The following is a 14,771-nucleotide window of genomic DNA, read 5'->3' as shown; positions in this document are numbered from 1 at the left end:
GGTGGCTTCCCGATGAACCCTCTCTACGACGTACTGATCGAGCCGTTCCGGACGCCGTTCATGGTGCGGGCACTGCTGGAGTTGGTGATCCTCGGCGCCCTCGCGGGTACGGTCGGCCTGCTCGTCCTGTTGCGCCGGCTCGCGTTCGTCACCGACACGCTCACGCACACGGTGTTTCCCGGCCTGGTGATCGGCTTCCTGTGCACCGGAGAGGGCGGTGTCTTCTGGGGGGCGCTCGCGGCGGGGGTGGTCACCGCGATCATCCTGACGCTTCTCACCCGCCGGCGACGGGTCACCGAGGACGCCGCCCTCGCGATCCTGTTGACGACGTTCTTCGCCGTCGGCGTCGTCCTCGTGTCCCGGCGTTCGAGCTACACCGCGGACCTGACGGCGTTCCTGTTCGGCCGGGTGTTGACCGTGAGCGAGACACAGATCCTGCAGACCGGCATCGTCACCCTGCTGGTCGTCGGGGCGCTCCTGCTCCTGCGTCGGCCGCTCCTGCTGCGAACGTTCGACGCGGAGGGCGCCCGCGCCGCCGGCTACCACGTCGACGTCCTCGACCTCGTGACCAACGTGCTGGTCGCGCTGGTGGTGGTCGCGGCGGCGCGGGCCATCGGCACCGTCCTGGTGATCGCACTGCTCATCGTCCCGGCCGCGACCGCGCGGGCGCTCACCGACCGACTCGCTCCGCTCATCCCGTTGGCCGCGCTCGTCGGCGTACTCAGCGGCTGGCTCGGTCTGGCAGCGAGCTACGAGGCGTCGATCCACCACGGCCTCCGGCTGGCGTCGGGCGGCACGGTCGTTCTCGTGCTGGTCCTGACGTACCTCCTCGCCGTCACGGTGCCGGTGCTGGGCCGGTTCGTACGACGACACGCCAAGCCCACCAACCGGTTGGAGACACCGTGAGCTGGCTCGACGTCACGACCCATCGGGCGCTCCTCGAGGCGGGCCTGGTCGGCCTCATCGGCGGCGGTGTCGGTGTGCAGGTCGTACTCCGCCGACTGTCGTACTACACGATGGCGCTCACCCACGCGACGTTTCCCGGTGTGGTCGCCGCGTCCCTGCTCGGCGTGGACATCTTCCTCGGCGGCGGCGTGTTCGGCCTGGTGATCGTCGCGGGAATCCTCGCGCTGCGCCGTGCCCGCGGGCAGGATCTCACCGTCGCTGTCGGCGTGGCCCTGTCGGCCGGGTTCGCGCTCGGCGTCGTGCTCCTGTCCGCGCAGAACGGCTTCAGCCGGGACCTCACGGCCTACACCGTCGGCGACATCCTCTCCGTGAGCGACCGCGACCTGGTCCTGACCGCGGCGGTGGGCCTGGTGGCCATGCTGGGGCTCCTCGCGTTCGGTAAGGAGCTGACCTTCGGCGCGTTCGACCCGGCCGGTTTCGCCGCGGCCGGTTACCCACGTACGGCGGTCGACCTCGGGGTGCTGGTGCTGGTCGAGGCCACCGTCGTCGCGGCCGTCCCGGCGGTGGGGACGATCCTCGCGATCGCGTTGCTCGTCGCCCCGGCCACGACCGCCCGGCTGTGGACCGACCGGATCTCGGTGATGACCGTCCTGGCGGTGCTCCTGGGTGCGGGCAGCGGGGTGGCTGGAGTACTGATCTCCAGCCAGGTGAACGTCGCGGCCGGCGGGGTGATCGCGCTGATCAGCGGGGCGGTGTTCGCGGTGTCGTTCGTGGTCGCCCCGCGCGGCGGCGTCCGACGCGTGTCCCGCACCTCGCGCCGGTCCCCGGCCCCCGCCACCGCGGACGCGCCGTAGGTCAGCCGGTCCGGCGCGCCCAGCCCGGGTCGGGCAGCCGGCGGGCCAGCCGGGTGTCGAGCGGGATCCCGGCATCGGGGTGCACGAGCGCGGCCATCACCTCGACCCCGTCGACCAGGCGCGGGCCCGGGCGGGCGAAGGAGGCGTTGGCGTCCACCGCCCAGACCGGAACCCCGCGGGGCGTACGGCGTTCGGCGACGACGGCCTCAGCGAGCCGCATCGAGCCGGCGAGGTCGTAGCCACAGGGCGCGCACACCACCACCTCGGGCGCCGCCGCGGCCACGGCGTCCCAGCTGGTGCGTTCGGAGCGCTCACCGACCTGACCGAGGACCGGCGTACCACCGGCGACGGTCACCATCTCCGGCACCCAGTGGCCCGGGGCGAAGGGTGGGTCGGTCCACTCCAGCACCATCGTGGGTACGGGCCGGCGCCCGGCGACCGCCGCCTCGACCGCGTCCAGCCGAGATCGGAGCCCGGCGACGATGGACTGTGCGGCGTCCTCACGCCCCACGGCTCGACCGAGTTCGGTGACCGAGGCGAGCACCTGTCCCAGGTCCAGTGGATCGAGGGTGAGCACCCGGGCGTCACAACCGAGATAGGCGAGGGCGTCGTCGACGATCGAGACGTCCACCGCGCAGACGGCGCACAGGTCCTGGGTGACGACGAGGTCCGGGTCCAGACCGCGAAGCGCTCCCTCGTCCAGGTGGTAGAGATCCTCACCGGCCGCCACCCGCTCGGTCACGGCCGCGTCGATCTCCCGTGCGGTCAGCCCTTCGGGCAGGGCACTGGTGGAGACGACCCGCCGCGTCCGGGCCTCCGGCGGATAGTCGCACTCGAAGGTCACGCCGACCACGTCGTCGCCCGCACCGAGCGCGAACAGCATCTCGGTCGCCGAGGGCAGCAGCGACACGATTCTCACCGAGAACACCCCACCACCACGACGCTACCCTCCGCCGGAATCCGCCGCGGCCGCGGTGCGGGGATTCCGGGGCGGACCCGCGCGGCGGTCAGGAGCCGGAGACGGTGGCCGCCAGGTCGCGGAGGTGACGGTGGATCCCGCCGTAGACCTGCGTGGCCGGGAGCAGCGATTTGGCCACCTTCGTCACCACGCTGTAGTTGGTGTCGACGACGTTGGCGAGCGGCACCTCGCTGATCTGGCTGAGCAGCTGGTAGGCGTCCAGGGTGTCCAGGCCGAACAGGTCACCGAGCCACCCGACCATGTCGACCTGGCCGGCGCGCCACGCGTCCTCGAGCGGGCGGCTCGATCCGACGACCATCAGATGCCCGTCGTCCTCGATCCGCGGCCAGGTCGGCGCACCGCCCTTGACCAGTTCGACGAGGATCGTGGAGTTCATGGCCCCCTCGACCGCGGTGCCGCAGGACTCGCCCTCGCCCTGGCGGTAGTGACCGTCGCCGACGGAGAACAACGCGCCCTCGACGTTGACGCCGAGGTAGCAGGTCGCGCCCGGCCGGATCTGGGGCGTGTCCATGTTTCCGCCGAACTTGTCGGGTACGAGGGAGGTTCGTACCTCTCCGGCGGCAGGAGCGACCCCGACCGTGCCGAGCATCGGTTCGATCGGAAGCTCCAGACCGAAGTCGCTGCCCTGCGCCTGGAAGCTCAGCGTCTTGCGGGCGGAGTCCACCTCGTAGATCCAGGTGCGCTCGGGCAGCGGCGCCTGCAGGGTGGCCGTACGGTCGGTGCTCGTCAGCCCGCCGAAGAACGGGATCGTCGCCGAGGCACCCCACGAGCGCGCGGGGGTCAGGTCGACGAAGTGCAGCACCAGGGTGTCCCCCGGCTCGGCGCCCTCGACGTAGAACGGGCCGGTCTGTGGGTTGGAGAAACGCATGTCGATGTGGGAGCTCGGCAGGTCGGTGATGGTACGCAGCCGGCCACCGAACGCGTCGTCGCTCCACAGCCGCAGGAGCGTTCCCGGCCTGATCCGGTGCGTCGGGGCGGCACCGCCGAAGGTGTAGGCGTACTGCTCGGGCTCCGGGGTGAACTCGAGGATGTCCATCAGCGGTGGGGTCCCTTCTGCGGGTCGAACGGGCGAACGTCGGTCGGCCGACGGTCTCAGGTGAAGAGGCGGCGCACAAGGTCGTGCAGGGCGGCCTTGCCCTCGATCCCCACGCCGGGGCGGTCGCCGAGGCGGACCCGGCCGTCCTCGATCGGCGCGTCGTCCGCGAAACCCCCGAACGGCTCGAAGACTCGGGGGTAGGACTCGCAGCCGCCGAGACCGAAGCTCGCCGCCACCGCGAGGTTGTACAGGTGCCCACCGTGCGGGCAGCACTGCGAGCTTCGCCAACCCTTGCTGGACAGCGCGCCGAGCATCGCGGCGTACTCCGTCGCTCCGTAGCTCAGCGAGGGGTCCATCTGCAGGATGTCCTGGTGGGGTCGCAGCCCTCCGTGGCGCAGGAGGTTCTGTACCTCCTGCACCGCGAAAAGGTTCTCCCCCGTCGCGATCGGCCCCGCGTACTCCTCCGCCAGCGCCGCGTGGCTGAGGTAGTCGAGCGGATCGCAGGGCTCCTCGAACCACATCAGGTCGTAGTCCGACAGCGCCGACGCGTAGGCGAGCGCCGTCCGCAGGTCGAACCGGCCGTTGGCGTCGACCGCGAGACGGCACCCCTCCGGAAGCAGGCCGAGCACCGCCTCGATCCGCTCGATGTCGGCCTGCAGGGACGCCCCGCCGATCTTCATCTTCACGTCGCGGTAGCCCAGGTCGAGGTAGCCGCGGATCTCCTCCTGGAGGGAGCACAGCGTGCCGTCCGGGTAGTAGTAGCCCCCGGCGGCGTAGACCCAGACGGAATCGGCCGGCTTGTCCACCAGCCGGAACCGCTCGTGCATCACCTGGTGCAGCGGCCGTCCGGCCGCCTTGGCGGCGGCGTCCCACAGCGCCATGTCGACGATCCCGACGGCCACCGCGCGGTCGCCGTGGCCGCCCGGCTTCTCGTTCGTCATCATGACCGACCGGGCCGCGACGGGATCGAGGATGCCGGTCTCGGGATCGAGGAGGCTCTCCGGAGACGCCTCCCGCAGCCGGGGCAGCAGCCGCTCGGTCAAGATGCCGGTCTGGGCGTAGCGGCCGTTGGAGTTGAAGCCGTAGCCCACGACGCGCTCGCCACCGACGACGAGATCGGTCTCGACGGCGATCACGGAAACCGTCATCCGCGAGAAGTCGATGACCGCATTGCTGAAGCGCGAGCCGATCGGCGCTTCCGCGACCTTGACGTCGGTGATCTTCATGTGCGCGTTGTCCTACCTGTCGCAGTGGCTGGGCGATTCGTCTCCGACAGGACTATGTCACCAGCACACGATCGTCTCGCCGGTGAGGTGGTCGGACGCGGGTCCGGCCAGGAACAACACGATGGCGGCCATGTCCTCCGGCTGCGCGACCTGTTGCAGCCGCGACCGCTCCGACTGGTCGGCCACCGTGCGGGTGGCGAGGAACCTGCCGGTGTAGGTCGCGGTGGGTGCGATGCAGTTGACGTTGACGTCGAAGGGCCGGAGTTCCTCGGCCAGGCACCGGGTGTAGTGGGAGTTCGCCGCCTTGGCGGCCGCGTAGATGATGCCGTTGCGTGCCGCGACGTGGCCGGCAACCGAGCCGACGTTGATGATCTTGCCGGTACGCCGACCGCGCATGTGCTGTCCGGCGTACTTGCACGCGTACATCGTCGTGAGCACGTTGCGTTCGACGACCGAGCGAATGTCGTCGGGATCGATGTCGAGCGCGTTGTTCGGGTCCGGACGGGGGGTGCGGGCACCCATGTCGCCGCCCGCGTTGTTGATCAGGATGTCGATCTGCCCGAGCGCGTCGATCACCTCCCCCATCAGCTTCTCCGTCGCCGCGGCGTCGGTCAGGTCGGCGGTGAAGAACCCGGACTTGTGACCGAGCGCCCGGATCTCGTCGGCCACGCTCGGGCCCGACTCCGCCTCGCCGAACTGCGCGGCGGCGGTGGCGTTGACGTCGTGGATCGCGACGTCGGCACCGCGGCGCGCCAGCTCCAGCGCGTAGTGGCGGCCGAGGCCACGGCTCGAGCCGGTGACCAGCGCGACCTTCCCGGTCAGGTCCTCGGTCGTCATGAGGCGCTCCCGTTCGAGGTGGGAATGGCGGTCTGCAGTGCGCGGACGTAGGCGACGCTCTGGAGGAGCTGCCGCTGTTCGTAGGCCACGATCTCCTCGACCGACTCGCCGCGTTCGAACGGCGTCCGCCAGTCGCCGCCGCCTCTCGCGTTGGCGTACACGACCCGGAGCGCCTCGGCCAGCTGAGCGGAGGACCGGGCCGGATAGTCGGGCCAGAAGTCGGCGGCCAGCACCCGGATGTGGCGTGCCTCCAGCGCACCGAGCTCGATCGCCATCGTCACACCCGGCGACTCCGCGTCGAGGATGTCGAGCAGCGTCGGGAAGTCGGTGATCCCGTGACCGATCGGGCACCGGACGAGCCGGTAGCCCTCCTCGCTCAGGTAGGTCCAGTAGTCCTTCAGGTGCACGTTCTTGACGTACGGCGCCACTCGGCGGAAGTAGTCGATCGGCTCCTCTGCGGTGCCGAGCGGGTTGCCGGTGTCGAGGTTGATGCCGAAGTGGGGCGAGCCGATCGACTCACACAGCCACAGCAACTCCTCCGACGCGAGGTCCTGGTGGTTTTCCACCGCGAGGGTGACCCCGACCCGCTCCGCCTCACGCGCCGCGGCCGTGAGCTTCTCACCCACCTCGGCGAGGAAGGGCTGCCAGCGGCCCGCGAGCGGCCGCCGGTCACCACCGATCTTCGCGCCACCAACCACCGTGCGGACCGTCGGCGAGCCGACCTCGGCCGCCAGCTCGAACACCTTGGCGAGCGCCGCCGGGTCGTACCCGCCGGTGTCGACGGTGATGAACAGGGAGTTCTCAGTGGCGTACTTGCGAAGCTCCTGGATGTCCCCGCCCTCGAGCATCGTCGCGGGGAGTTCGACGCCGGTCAGGCCGAGGCCGAGTGCCTGGTCCATCAGACCGCGTGCGGTGATCCGCGGCCGAGCGGCCGAGCGGTTCAGTCCCATGCTGTAGGTGGTGCCGTAGACGGACAGGCCCACTCTCATCGTGCGGCTCTTCGCCGGGCTGTGCGTAGGGCTGTCCGTAGAACTGCCTGTGGCGCTCACTGCGCGGTCCACCCTCCGTCGATGACCAGCTCCGAGCCGGTCATGAAGCTGGCGGCGGCCGAGGCGAGGAAGATCGCCGCGCCGCCGATCTCTTCGGGGTTTCCCCAACGTCCCAACGGGATTCGGTCGACGAAGTACTTGTTGGTCTCGGGGTTCTCGAGTACCGGGATGTTCAGGTCGGTGGCGAACGGCCCTGGACACAGCGCGTTGACCGTGATTCCGTGCCCGGCCCACTCCAGGGCGAGCACCTTGGTGAGCTGGATCACCGCCGCCTTGCTGGAGCAGTAGGCGCCGCGTTCGGGCAGTGCGGTCACGCCCAGCATGGACCCGATGTTGATCACTCGTCCGTACCGCTGCGCCTTCATGTGCGGGGAGACCGCCCGCGCGCACAGGTAGGGCGCCTTGAGGTTGGTGGCCTGGACGAGGTCCCAGCTCTCCTCGTCGAACTGCTCGATCGGCTTTCGGATGTTGATGCCCGCGTTGTTGATCAGGATGTCGATGCGCCCGAACGTCTCGACCACGCGTTCGACCATCGCTTCGACCTGATCTGCCCGGGTGACGTCGGCGGCGATGCCGAGGGTCCGGCGTCCGGACGCCTTGCCGATTTCGGTCGCGGCCTGCTCGGCCTGTTCCTGTTGGCGACTGACCACGGCGACCTCCGCGCCGGCCGAGGCCAAGGCGTTGGCCATCACCAGCCCCAGGCCACGGTTGCCGCCGGTCACCAGTGCGACCCGGCCGTCGAGCTCGAACGACTCCAAACCCATGGACGCGAACCTCTCTCCCACACCTCGTCGGTCATGGACCCGCGTCCGCGACGCCGCGGCGCGCGTCTCCAACGATCAACCTAGTGGCAGGGCATCGCTCCCGGAGTGTCCAAGAGCGGCACCGGTGCCGCTGACATTGCTGCATCAAGGCGTCCGCGGAAGGTGCCGCGGTGGGTGAACGTCGGCGCACCACGCCTGCCCGGCGACCAGAACATTAGGACTCCCACCTGCGGGCGAACCGATCAGGCTCCAGCGGCCACCATTGCATCTCACAGTCCCTCCATCACTTGACGCGACAAACCTCTGACCGTGTGGCCGGGGCCTCGACGGGAGATGTGTTGAGAGAGCGAATGGTGGCCGCTCTGCGTCGACGCAGAGTGGTGGTGTTGGCGTTGGTCGACAGCCTCGCGTGGCTCGCGTCGATGGCGACGTTCGCCATGTTGGGCGAGGGCAGTACGGATTGGCGGTTCCCGGTGGGTGACCCGCTCCTGCTCGGGCTGCTGGCGGCATTCGTGCACACCGCGTTCGGCCGGGTGATTCGGCTGCATCATGGTCGGACGCAACTGGGCAGCTTCGCCGAGGCTCGACTCCTCGCCGCCGCCACCTTGGCGACCGGTCTCACCGTCAGCATCGCCACCGTGCTCCAGCCGTGGGTTTTGCAGTTCCTGCCGACCCAGGCGGCGGCTCCCACGACCGCACCGGCGGCGACCTTCATGACACTCGTCACGGCGGCCACCGCCCGTGCCTGCTGGCGCGAGGGTCACGCGAGGCACCACCACGACAAGAGGGTGGCCCGTCCAAGTGCGAGCACCGCTCGGACGCCTCCGCTCGAGGCTGGCAGGGCCATGCTCGCCGGCCAGGTGGCACCGGGCCTACACGTACCCACACCGCGTGCCGCGTTGTCCGACCTCCGCGACGTCGAGGTGACGGACTTGCTCGGCCGCCGCCAGGTCGACACCGACCTCGCGTCGGTCGCCGGCTACCTGGCCGGCCGGAGGGTGCTCGTCACCGGTGCCGGTGGCTCGATCGGCTCGGAGCTGTGCCGGCAGATCCACCGGTTCGCCCCCGCCGAGCTGATCATGCTCGACCGGGACGAGTCCGCCCTGCACGCCGTCCAGCTCTCGATCCACGGTCGCGCGCTCCTCGACTCCCCGGAGGTGGTGCTGGCCGACATCCGCGACAGCCAGCACATCCGGGAGCTGTTCGCGCAGCGGCGGCCCGAGGTGGTCTTCCACGCGGCCGCCCTCAAGCACCTACCGATGCTCGAGCAGTACCCGGACGAGGCCGTCAAGACGAACGTGTGGGGCTCGCTGGCGGTCCTGGACGCGGCCCGGTCCTGCGGCACCGAACGGTTCGTGAACATCTCGACCGACAAGGCGGCCAAGCCCTGCAGCGTGCTCGGCTACTCCAAGCGGCTCGCGGAGGGACTCACGTCGGCCATCGCCACCGAGTCCCAGGGGACCTACCTCAGCGTCCGGTTCGGCAACGTCCTCGGCAGCCGCGGGTCGGTGCTGACCGCGTTCCAGGCTCAGATCGCGGCGGGCGGGCCGGTGACCGTCACCCACCCCGACGTCACGCGGTACTTCATGACCGTCCACGAGGCGGTCGAGCTGGTCATCCAGGCGGCCGCCATCGGCCGCGACGGAGAGGCGCTCGTCCTCGACATGGGTCGCCCCGTCCGGATCGCCGACGTCGCGAGGTACCTGATCGCGACCTCGGGCCGCAAGGTCGAGGTCGTCTACACCGGACTGCGCGCCGGGGAGAAGCTGCACGAGGACCTGTTCGATGATGGTGAACCGGACCATCGGCCACGGCACCCGCTGGTGTCCCACCTCAATGTCCGCCCCGTCGCCCCGGCGCTGGTCCACGAGATCGACCTCAGCGACGGGCGCCACGGAGTCATCGAGGCCATGCGGAGTCTCTGTCTCAGGATGACGGACGTCGCGATACCGGAGCCAAGGAACGCCGCGGCCGCGGAGAGTTCCGTGGAGGCGGTGACGTATCCGCGAGGCGTCCAGGTGGGTGCGGACGCCTCGCCCCACCTTGGCGGGAGGCCGGCATGACCCACGTGACAATCGTCCTCGCCGCGGGTCTCGCGAGCCTCGGGCTGCAGGGCGTCCTGCTGCCTTTCCTACGCCGGTACCTCATGGACGTCCCGAACGGCCGTTCGTCCCACCTCGCGCCGACCGCTCGCGGCGGCGGGGTCGCCGTGGTGGCGGGGACGTGGCTCGGCGTCGTCGCCGGCTGGCTCGCTGGGCTGCCCGTACCCTGGTTGATCGCCGTCGTCGCACTCGGCCTCTTCGCGCTTCTCGGCCTGCTCGACGACATGCGCGGTCTCGGGGTCATGCCACGGTCGTCCATCCAGTTCGGCATCGCGCTGTGGCTCGCCCTGTGGATCCTGTGGTCGAGGACCGACCTGGTCGGCCTCAGCCTCGCCGGCGGGATCGTGGCTGCCGCGATCTGGCTGGCCGGGTTCACCAACGCCTACAACTTCATGGACGGCATCAACGGGATCTCCGCGCTCAACGCGGTCGTGGCCGGCGGGTGGTTCGCGTACGTCGGCTGGCACTGGGACGTCCCGCACCTGCCGACCCTCAGCCTCGCGGTGGCCGGCGCTGCGGCGGGTTTCCTGCCCTGGAACGTGCCGCGGGCCCGCGTCTTCCTCGGTGACGTCGGCAGCTACGCGATCGGCATGTCCCTCGCGGGTCTCGCCCTGTGGGCGGTGGTCTCCGGCGTACCGCTGTGGACCGCGTTCGCGCCGTTGCTGGTGTACGTCCTCGACACCGGTTGGACCCTCGCCCGGCGGATCCTGTCCGGGCGGCCCTGGTGGGAGGCCCACCGCGAGCACGTCTACCAGCGTCTGGTGGACGGTGGCTGGAGCCATGTCCAGTCCTCCCTCGTCTCGGCGGTGGCAGCACTCATGTGCTGTGCGGCGGCGACGGTGACGAGCAGCGTCGGCGTGATCGTCGGCGCGCTGATCCTCCTCATCGGCGCCGCCTGCTACCTGCTGTTGCCACGGGCGATCCACGGCACCGCGCCGACACCGAGGGGTCGACCACGCCGTGAAGATCGGTTTCCTCAGCCAGTGGTACCGCCCCGAACCGGGCGCGGCCGCCCATCCGACCACGGCCGCGGAGCGGTGAGGTGACGAGCATCGCCGTCCTGGGCGCGAGCGGGTTCGTCGGCTCCGCGGTCAGCTCCCACCTGCGCCAGTGCGGCGCCGACGTCCGGGTCATCCGGGCCCCGCGACTGGTGGCGGCCGGCACGTCAGCTGACGCGATCATCGAGGAGGCCTCGGCCTACGACGGCGTCGTGACGGACCTCACGAGGTTCCTGCGCGGTGCCCACTGTGTCGTCAACGCCGCCACGCTCGCCGACGCGACCGGGCCCGCCTGGCGGGCGCTGTGCGGAGCGAACGCCCTGCTGCCGTTGCTCGTGCAGCGCGCGTGCCGGCGGGCCGGCGTCCAGCGGCTGGTCCACGTGAGCTCGGCCGCGGTCCAGGGGAGGGTGGCGCGACTCGACGAGTCGCCGAACCTGTTTCCCTTCTCGGCGTACTCCCGGTCGAAGGCCTTCGGTGAGGAGTGCCTACGCCGGTTGGGTTCCCGCCCGCACACCGTGCTCTTCCGCCCCACCTCCGTGCACGGACCCGACCGGTCGGTGACCCGAAGCCTCGCGCGCTTCGCCGCCTCCGGGCTCGCGTCAGTCGCAGGGACAGGGAGGAGCCCGACCCCGCAGGTTCTCCTCGGCAACGTCGGTGCGGCGATCGGCTACGTCGCGGTGTGCCCGGAGTCTCCGCCCGAGATCGTCCTGCAACCGTCGGAAGGCCTGACCACCGCCGGCCTGCTCCGCATCCTCGGTGGGAAGGAGCCCCGGCACCTGCCGACAGTCCTCGCGCGGAGCCTGGTCGACACCGCTGGCGGCATCGGCGCCCGGTCCAGCCGGGTCGCCGGCCAGGCGCGCCGACTGGAGATGGTCTGGTTCGGCCAGGCGCAGGCGGAGGGCTGGCTGGCCGGCAAGGGCTGGCGCGCACCGCTCGGGGTCCAGGCCTGGCAGGAGTTGGCCGGCGCCGTGAGATCTGAGGATCGGAGGGGGACGAGCGCGTGACCGCACTCAGCGAGGGCATCCACCGCACGGCGTCGCCGGTGGACTTCGGTTGTGTCCTGGTGACCGGAGGCACCGGCTCCTTCGGCTCCACGATGGTCCGCCGGCTCCTGCGCACCGACGTCAGCGAGGTTCGCGTACTGAGCCGGGACGAGGTGGTCGACCTGCCCACCCTGTGGGTGCACGACGTCACCAACACCGGCCGCGGCGAACTCGTCACCCTCTTCTGGACCCACACAATCTTCGACCCGGACCGACCCGACACGTTCGCCGAGCCTGTCGAGCCGACCGCCGCCGTGCGGGCCGGGGTGAACGCCGAGGTGACCCCATGATCAAGGTGATGACGATCGTCGGGACCCGTCCGGAGATCATCCGGCTCTCCAGGGTCATCGCGCGGCTCGACCAGTCGGTCGACCACGTGCTCGTCCATACCGGCCAGAACTACGACTACAACCTCAACCAGGTCTTCTTCGAGGACCTCGGACTCCGCAGGCCCGACCACTACCTCGACGTCGACACCTCCTCCCTGGGGCGGGTGCTCGGCGAGACGCTGATCAGGACCGAGGACGTGCTCCGGGCGGAGGAGCCGGACGCCGTGGTCGTGCTCGGCGACACGAACAGCTGCATCGCGGCGGTCATGGCGAAGCGGATGCGCATTCCCGTCTACCACCTGGAGGCGGGCAACCGCTGCTTCGACGAGAACGTCCCGGAGGAGACCAACCGGCGACTCGTCGACCACGTGGCCGACTTCAACCTGGTCTACACCGAGCACGCGAGACGCAACCTCCTGGCGGAGGGACTGCATCCGCGCCGGATCCTGCTCACCGGTTCGCCGATGCGGGAGGTGCTCGACCACTACCGCCCTCGCATCGAGGCCTCCGACGTACTCGAACGACTCGGCCTCGAACGTGGCCGCTACTTCCTCGCCAGCGCGCACCGCGAGGAGAACGTCGACGATCCGGCGCGGCTGCGCCTGCTGGTGGAGTGCGTCGTCGCCGTGCGACAGCGCTGGCAGCTTCCGGTGCTCGTCTCGACCCATCCGCGTACCCGGAAACGGCTGGCGAGCCTCACCACGACGCAACCGACCGAGGGCATCGACTTCCACGAGCCGTTCGGGTTCCTCGACTACGTGAACCTCCAGCTGAACGCCGCGTGTGTGCTCTCCGACTCGGGCACGATCTCCGAGGAGTCCGCGATCCTGGGCTTCCCCGCCGTCACCCTGCGCGAGTCGATCGAACGGCCCGAAGCCCTCGACGCGGGGGCGATCATCATGACCGGCCTTCACCCGGACGACGTCGAGGACGCGGTCGCGGCGCAGATCGCGAACGGGCCCCAGGACCAACGAGCCGGGCTCCTCCGCCCGGCCGAGTACGACATCGGCGACACCTCACGGCGGACGGTCCGCTTCATTCTCTCGACCGCGCACCGGCACCACGCGTGGGCGGGGATCCGGGTGAGCGAGGCTCCCCGGTGACCGCGATCGCCCTGAACACCATGTGCCTGGTCGCGGACGGCCGGAGCATCCATGCCCGCCGCTGGGCCATGCACCTCACCCGGGCGGGGATCACCGGAACGCTGCTGTCGAGTCGCCGCCTCCCCAGGGCGCAGCGCTGGGCCTGGCGGTCGAACTGCGGCGGCTTCCGGGTGATCGAACCCACGGACGCCTGGAACGTCGGGCGCCAGACGATCCTCGCGGGGATGAACAGCTCCCTTCCGCGACGAGTCGTCCGGCCACCGCTCGCCCGGTCAGCGAGTGGGCGGGGACGGCCCGGCGACCCGCGCCCCACCGACGTGGCGGCCGGCGACGGAGGGGTGGAGACCACCCTGGACCTGTGGGCGGCGAGCCGGCTCGCGCGCAGGCTCGAGGCACTACACGGCGAACAACCACTGACCCTCGTACACGCGCTGCGCATCCCCTTCGAGGGGATCAGCGCCACCCTCGCGGACGTGGGGGTGCCCATGGTCGTGAGCACCTGGGGCCAGGACCTGCAGGCACAGGCGCGCGGGCGGATCGCCGAGCACGCCCGCCGCACACTCACGCGCTGCGACGGCTTCATGGCCGACATCTCCTCCGACGTCCCGCTGGCGGAGTCCTTCGGCCTGCCCGCGTCGACACCCCGCCTGGTCGTCCCCGGCAACATGGGGCTGGACGTTCCCGTGCTGCGAGCCGTCCTCGCGCGGGGACCTCAGGGCGAGCGGCGGCCGCTGGTCGTCTATCCACGCGGCATCAGCGCGTTCGTCGACGCGGCGACCTTCCTGGAGACCATCCCAGGCGTCCTGCGCAAGCGTCCCGACGCGCGGATCGTCTGCGTCGGGATCGGACGTGACCAGCGGGCCGTCGAGCAGGCCCACGCGTTCGGCACCTCGGTGGAACTCCTCGACTTCATGTCGCAGGACGAACTCTGGAAGCTGTTCGCGCACGCGTCGGTGATCGTGTCGCCGGGGCACAGCGCCGGGTTGCCGACCTCCGTGCTCGAGGCCACCGCGCTCGGCGCCGTACCCGTCGTCTACCAGCTCCCCTACGCCGAGGAGCTGATGGCCGCTCCGGTACAGGGCTACGCCGTCCCGCACGGGGACGTCGGGGCGTTGACGGCGGCGACCGTGGAGGCACTCACGGTGCCGGCGACGGCCAGGCGGGCCAACTCCGAGACCGTCCTCGCGCGCTACGGCGCGGAACCGAATCTCGAACGAGTGATGGAGTTCTATGATCAGCTGGTTCGCTGACCCCGCGGTTCGATCCGGACCGCCGCTCGCACCGCGTCCGGGCCTCGAGGCCGGCTAGGCCGTGGCCCACACGTCCCCGCCCGACTCGCGGCCTCCGGAGCCCGCGCTGACCGCACTGTCGGGCGCTCGCGCGGAGCACCGGCGCTGGCGACTTCTCCGCCTCGCGGTCGCCATCCAAACGAACCGCATCCTGCACCGACTGCGATGCCGACGCCACGGCCTGCTTGCCCGGCCGCTGCCTGCCGTTCCGGGCGGGCCGCGGTCGAGGTTCGGTGTGCCGGGATCGAGGTTCGGT

At 70.6% G+C, this 14,771-nt stretch carries 14 protein-coding genes; 8 read left to right on the top strand and 6 right to left on the bottom strand.

Annotated features, from left to right (window positions below; genetic code table 11):
• The first annotated feature begins 12 nt into the window (after window positions 1-12).
• Window positions 13-906: a metal ABC transporter permease gene (locus HEB94_RS19945; RefSeq protein ID WP_192751298.1), complete on the top strand. Its 894-nt coding sequence runs from the start codon at window positions 13-15 to the stop codon at window positions 904-906.
• Window positions 903-1,760, top strand: a complete 858-nt coding sequence (locus HEB94_RS19940; RefSeq protein ID WP_192751297.1) for a metal ABC transporter permease — start codon at window positions 903-905, stop codon at window positions 1,758-1,760. The genes HEB94_RS19945 and HEB94_RS19940 overlap by 4 nt, the downstream gene beginning before the upstream one ends.
• 1 nt (window position 1,761) lies before the next feature.
• Here the strand turns inward: HEB94_RS19940 and HEB94_RS19935 are convergent, their stop codons facing one another.
• The 6 genes from HEB94_RS19935 to HEB94_RS19910 form a co-directional block, all read right to left on the bottom strand.
• Window positions 1,762-2,679 (bottom strand): ABC transporter substrate-binding protein, encoded by a 918-nt coding sequence (locus tag HEB94_RS19935; RefSeq protein ID WP_192751296.1) that lies wholly within the window; start codon window positions 2,677-2,679, stop codon window positions 1,762-1,764.
• Window positions 2,680-2,767: 88 nt separating this feature from the next.
• Window positions 2,768-3,775, bottom strand: a complete 1,008-nt coding sequence (locus tag HEB94_RS19930) for an acetamidase/formamidase family protein (RefSeq protein ID WP_192751295.1) — start codon at window positions 3,773-3,775, stop codon at window positions 2,768-2,770.
• A gap of 56 nt (window positions 3,776-3,831) precedes the next feature.
• Entirely contained in the window at window positions 3,832-5,001 is a 1,170-nt protein-coding gene (locus HEB94_RS19925) for an enolase C-terminal domain-like protein (protein WP_192751294.1), read from the bottom strand.
• A gap of 57 nt (window positions 5,002-5,058) precedes the next feature.
• On the bottom strand, window positions 5,059-5,838 hold the full coding sequence (locus HEB94_RS19920; protein WP_192751293.1) for an SDR family NAD(P)-dependent oxidoreductase: 780 nt from the start codon (window positions 5,836-5,838) through the stop codon (window positions 5,059-5,061).
• Entirely contained in the window at window positions 5,835-6,827 is a 993-nt protein-coding gene (locus tag HEB94_RS19915; protein ID WP_192751292.1) for a sugar phosphate isomerase/epimerase family protein, read from the bottom strand. Before HEB94_RS19915 ends, HEB94_RS19920 begins: the two co-directional genes overlap by 4 nt.
• A gap of 56 nt (window positions 6,828-6,883) precedes the next feature.
• Window positions 6,884-7,651, bottom strand: a complete 768-nt coding sequence (locus tag HEB94_RS19910) for an SDR family NAD(P)-dependent oxidoreductase (protein WP_192751291.1) — start codon at window positions 7,649-7,651, stop codon at window positions 6,884-6,886.
• Window positions 7,652-7,989: 338 nt separating this feature from the next.
• On the opposite strand from HEB94_RS19910, the gene HEB94_RS19905 reads away from it, so the two are divergent.
• Genes HEB94_RS19905 through HEB94_RS53640 form a run of 6 tightly spaced genes read left to right on the top strand, consistent with a single transcriptional unit; the run spans window position 7,990 to window position 14,476 of the window.
• On the top strand, window positions 7,990-9,714 hold the full coding sequence (locus HEB94_RS19905) for a polysaccharide biosynthesis protein (RefSeq protein ID WP_238361578.1): 1,725 nt from the start codon (window positions 7,990-7,992) through the stop codon (window positions 9,712-9,714).
• Window positions 9,711-10,799 (top strand): MraY family glycosyltransferase, encoded by a 1,089-nt coding sequence (locus HEB94_RS19900; protein WP_192751290.1) that lies wholly within the window; start codon window positions 9,711-9,713, stop codon window positions 10,797-10,799. Before HEB94_RS19905 ends, HEB94_RS19900 begins: the two co-directional genes overlap by 4 nt.
• Window positions 10,796-11,755: an NAD-dependent epimerase/dehydratase family protein gene (locus HEB94_RS19895; RefSeq protein WP_192751289.1), complete on the top strand. Its 960-nt coding sequence runs from the start codon at window positions 10,796-10,798 to the stop codon at window positions 11,753-11,755. The genes HEB94_RS19900 and HEB94_RS19895 overlap by 4 nt, the downstream gene beginning before the upstream one ends.
• Window positions 11,752-12,084, top strand: a complete 333-nt coding sequence (locus tag HEB94_RS52575; protein ID WP_337917820.1) for a polysaccharide biosynthesis C-terminal domain-containing protein — start codon at window positions 11,752-11,754, stop codon at window positions 12,082-12,084. Before HEB94_RS19895 ends, HEB94_RS52575 begins: the two co-directional genes overlap by 4 nt.
• Entirely contained in the window at window positions 12,081-13,226 is a 1,146-nt protein-coding gene (wecB, locus tag HEB94_RS19885; RefSeq protein WP_192751288.1) for a non-hydrolyzing UDP-N-acetylglucosamine 2-epimerase, read from the top strand. The genes HEB94_RS52575 and wecB overlap by 4 nt, the downstream gene beginning before the upstream one ends.
• The gene (locus HEB94_RS53640) at window positions 13,223-14,476 is read left to right on the top strand and encodes a glycosyltransferase (protein WP_192751287.1); all 1,254 of its coding nucleotides are present in this window, start codon (window positions 13,223-13,225) and stop codon (window positions 14,474-14,476) included. The genes wecB and HEB94_RS53640 overlap by 4 nt, the downstream gene beginning before the upstream one ends.
• Window positions 14,477-14,771 lie beyond the last annotated feature (295 nt).

The sequence above is a fragment of the Actinopolymorpha pittospori genome, from assembly GCF_014873875.1.
GTDB classification, from domain to species: Bacteria; Actinomycetota; Actinomycetes; order Propionibacteriales; family Actinopolymorphaceae; genus Actinopolymorpha; species Actinopolymorpha pittospori.
The sequence above is the reverse complement of the archived record's forward strand: the minus strand, read 5'-3'. Positions and strand labels throughout refer to the sequence as shown.

Bases quoted from the DNA above. Each gene is read 5' to 3' on its own strand.
- HEB94_RS19945 (WP_192751298.1), top strand. From the start codon at position 13: ATGAACCCTCTCTACGACGTACTGATCGAGCCGTTCCGGACGCCGTTC.
- HEB94_RS19930 (WP_192751295.1), bottom strand. From the start codon at position 3,775: ATGGACATCCTCGAGTTCACCCCGGAGCCCGAGCAGTACGCCTACACC.
- HEB94_RS19925 (WP_192751294.1), bottom strand. From the start codon at position 5,001: ATGAAGATCACCGACGTCAAGGTCGCGGAAGCGCCGATCGGCTCGCGC.
- HEB94_RS19920 (WP_192751293.1), bottom strand. From the start codon at position 5,838: ATGACGACCGAGGACCTGACCGGGAAGGTCGCGCTGGTCACCGGCTCG.
- HEB94_RS19915 (WP_192751292.1), bottom strand. From the start codon at position 6,827: ATGAGAGTGGGCCTGTCCGTCTACGGCACCACCTACAGCATGGGACTG.
- HEB94_RS19910 (WP_192751291.1), bottom strand. From the start codon at position 7,651: ATGGGTTTGGAGTCGTTCGAGCTCGACGGCCGGGTCGCACTGGTGACC.
- HEB94_RS19900 (WP_192751290.1), top strand. From the start codon at position 9,711: ATGACCCACGTGACAATCGTCCTCGCCGCGGGTCTCGCGAGCCTCGGG.
- wecB (WP_192751288.1), top strand. From the start codon at position 12,081: ATGATCAAGGTGATGACGATCGTCGGGACCCGTCCGGAGATCATCCGG.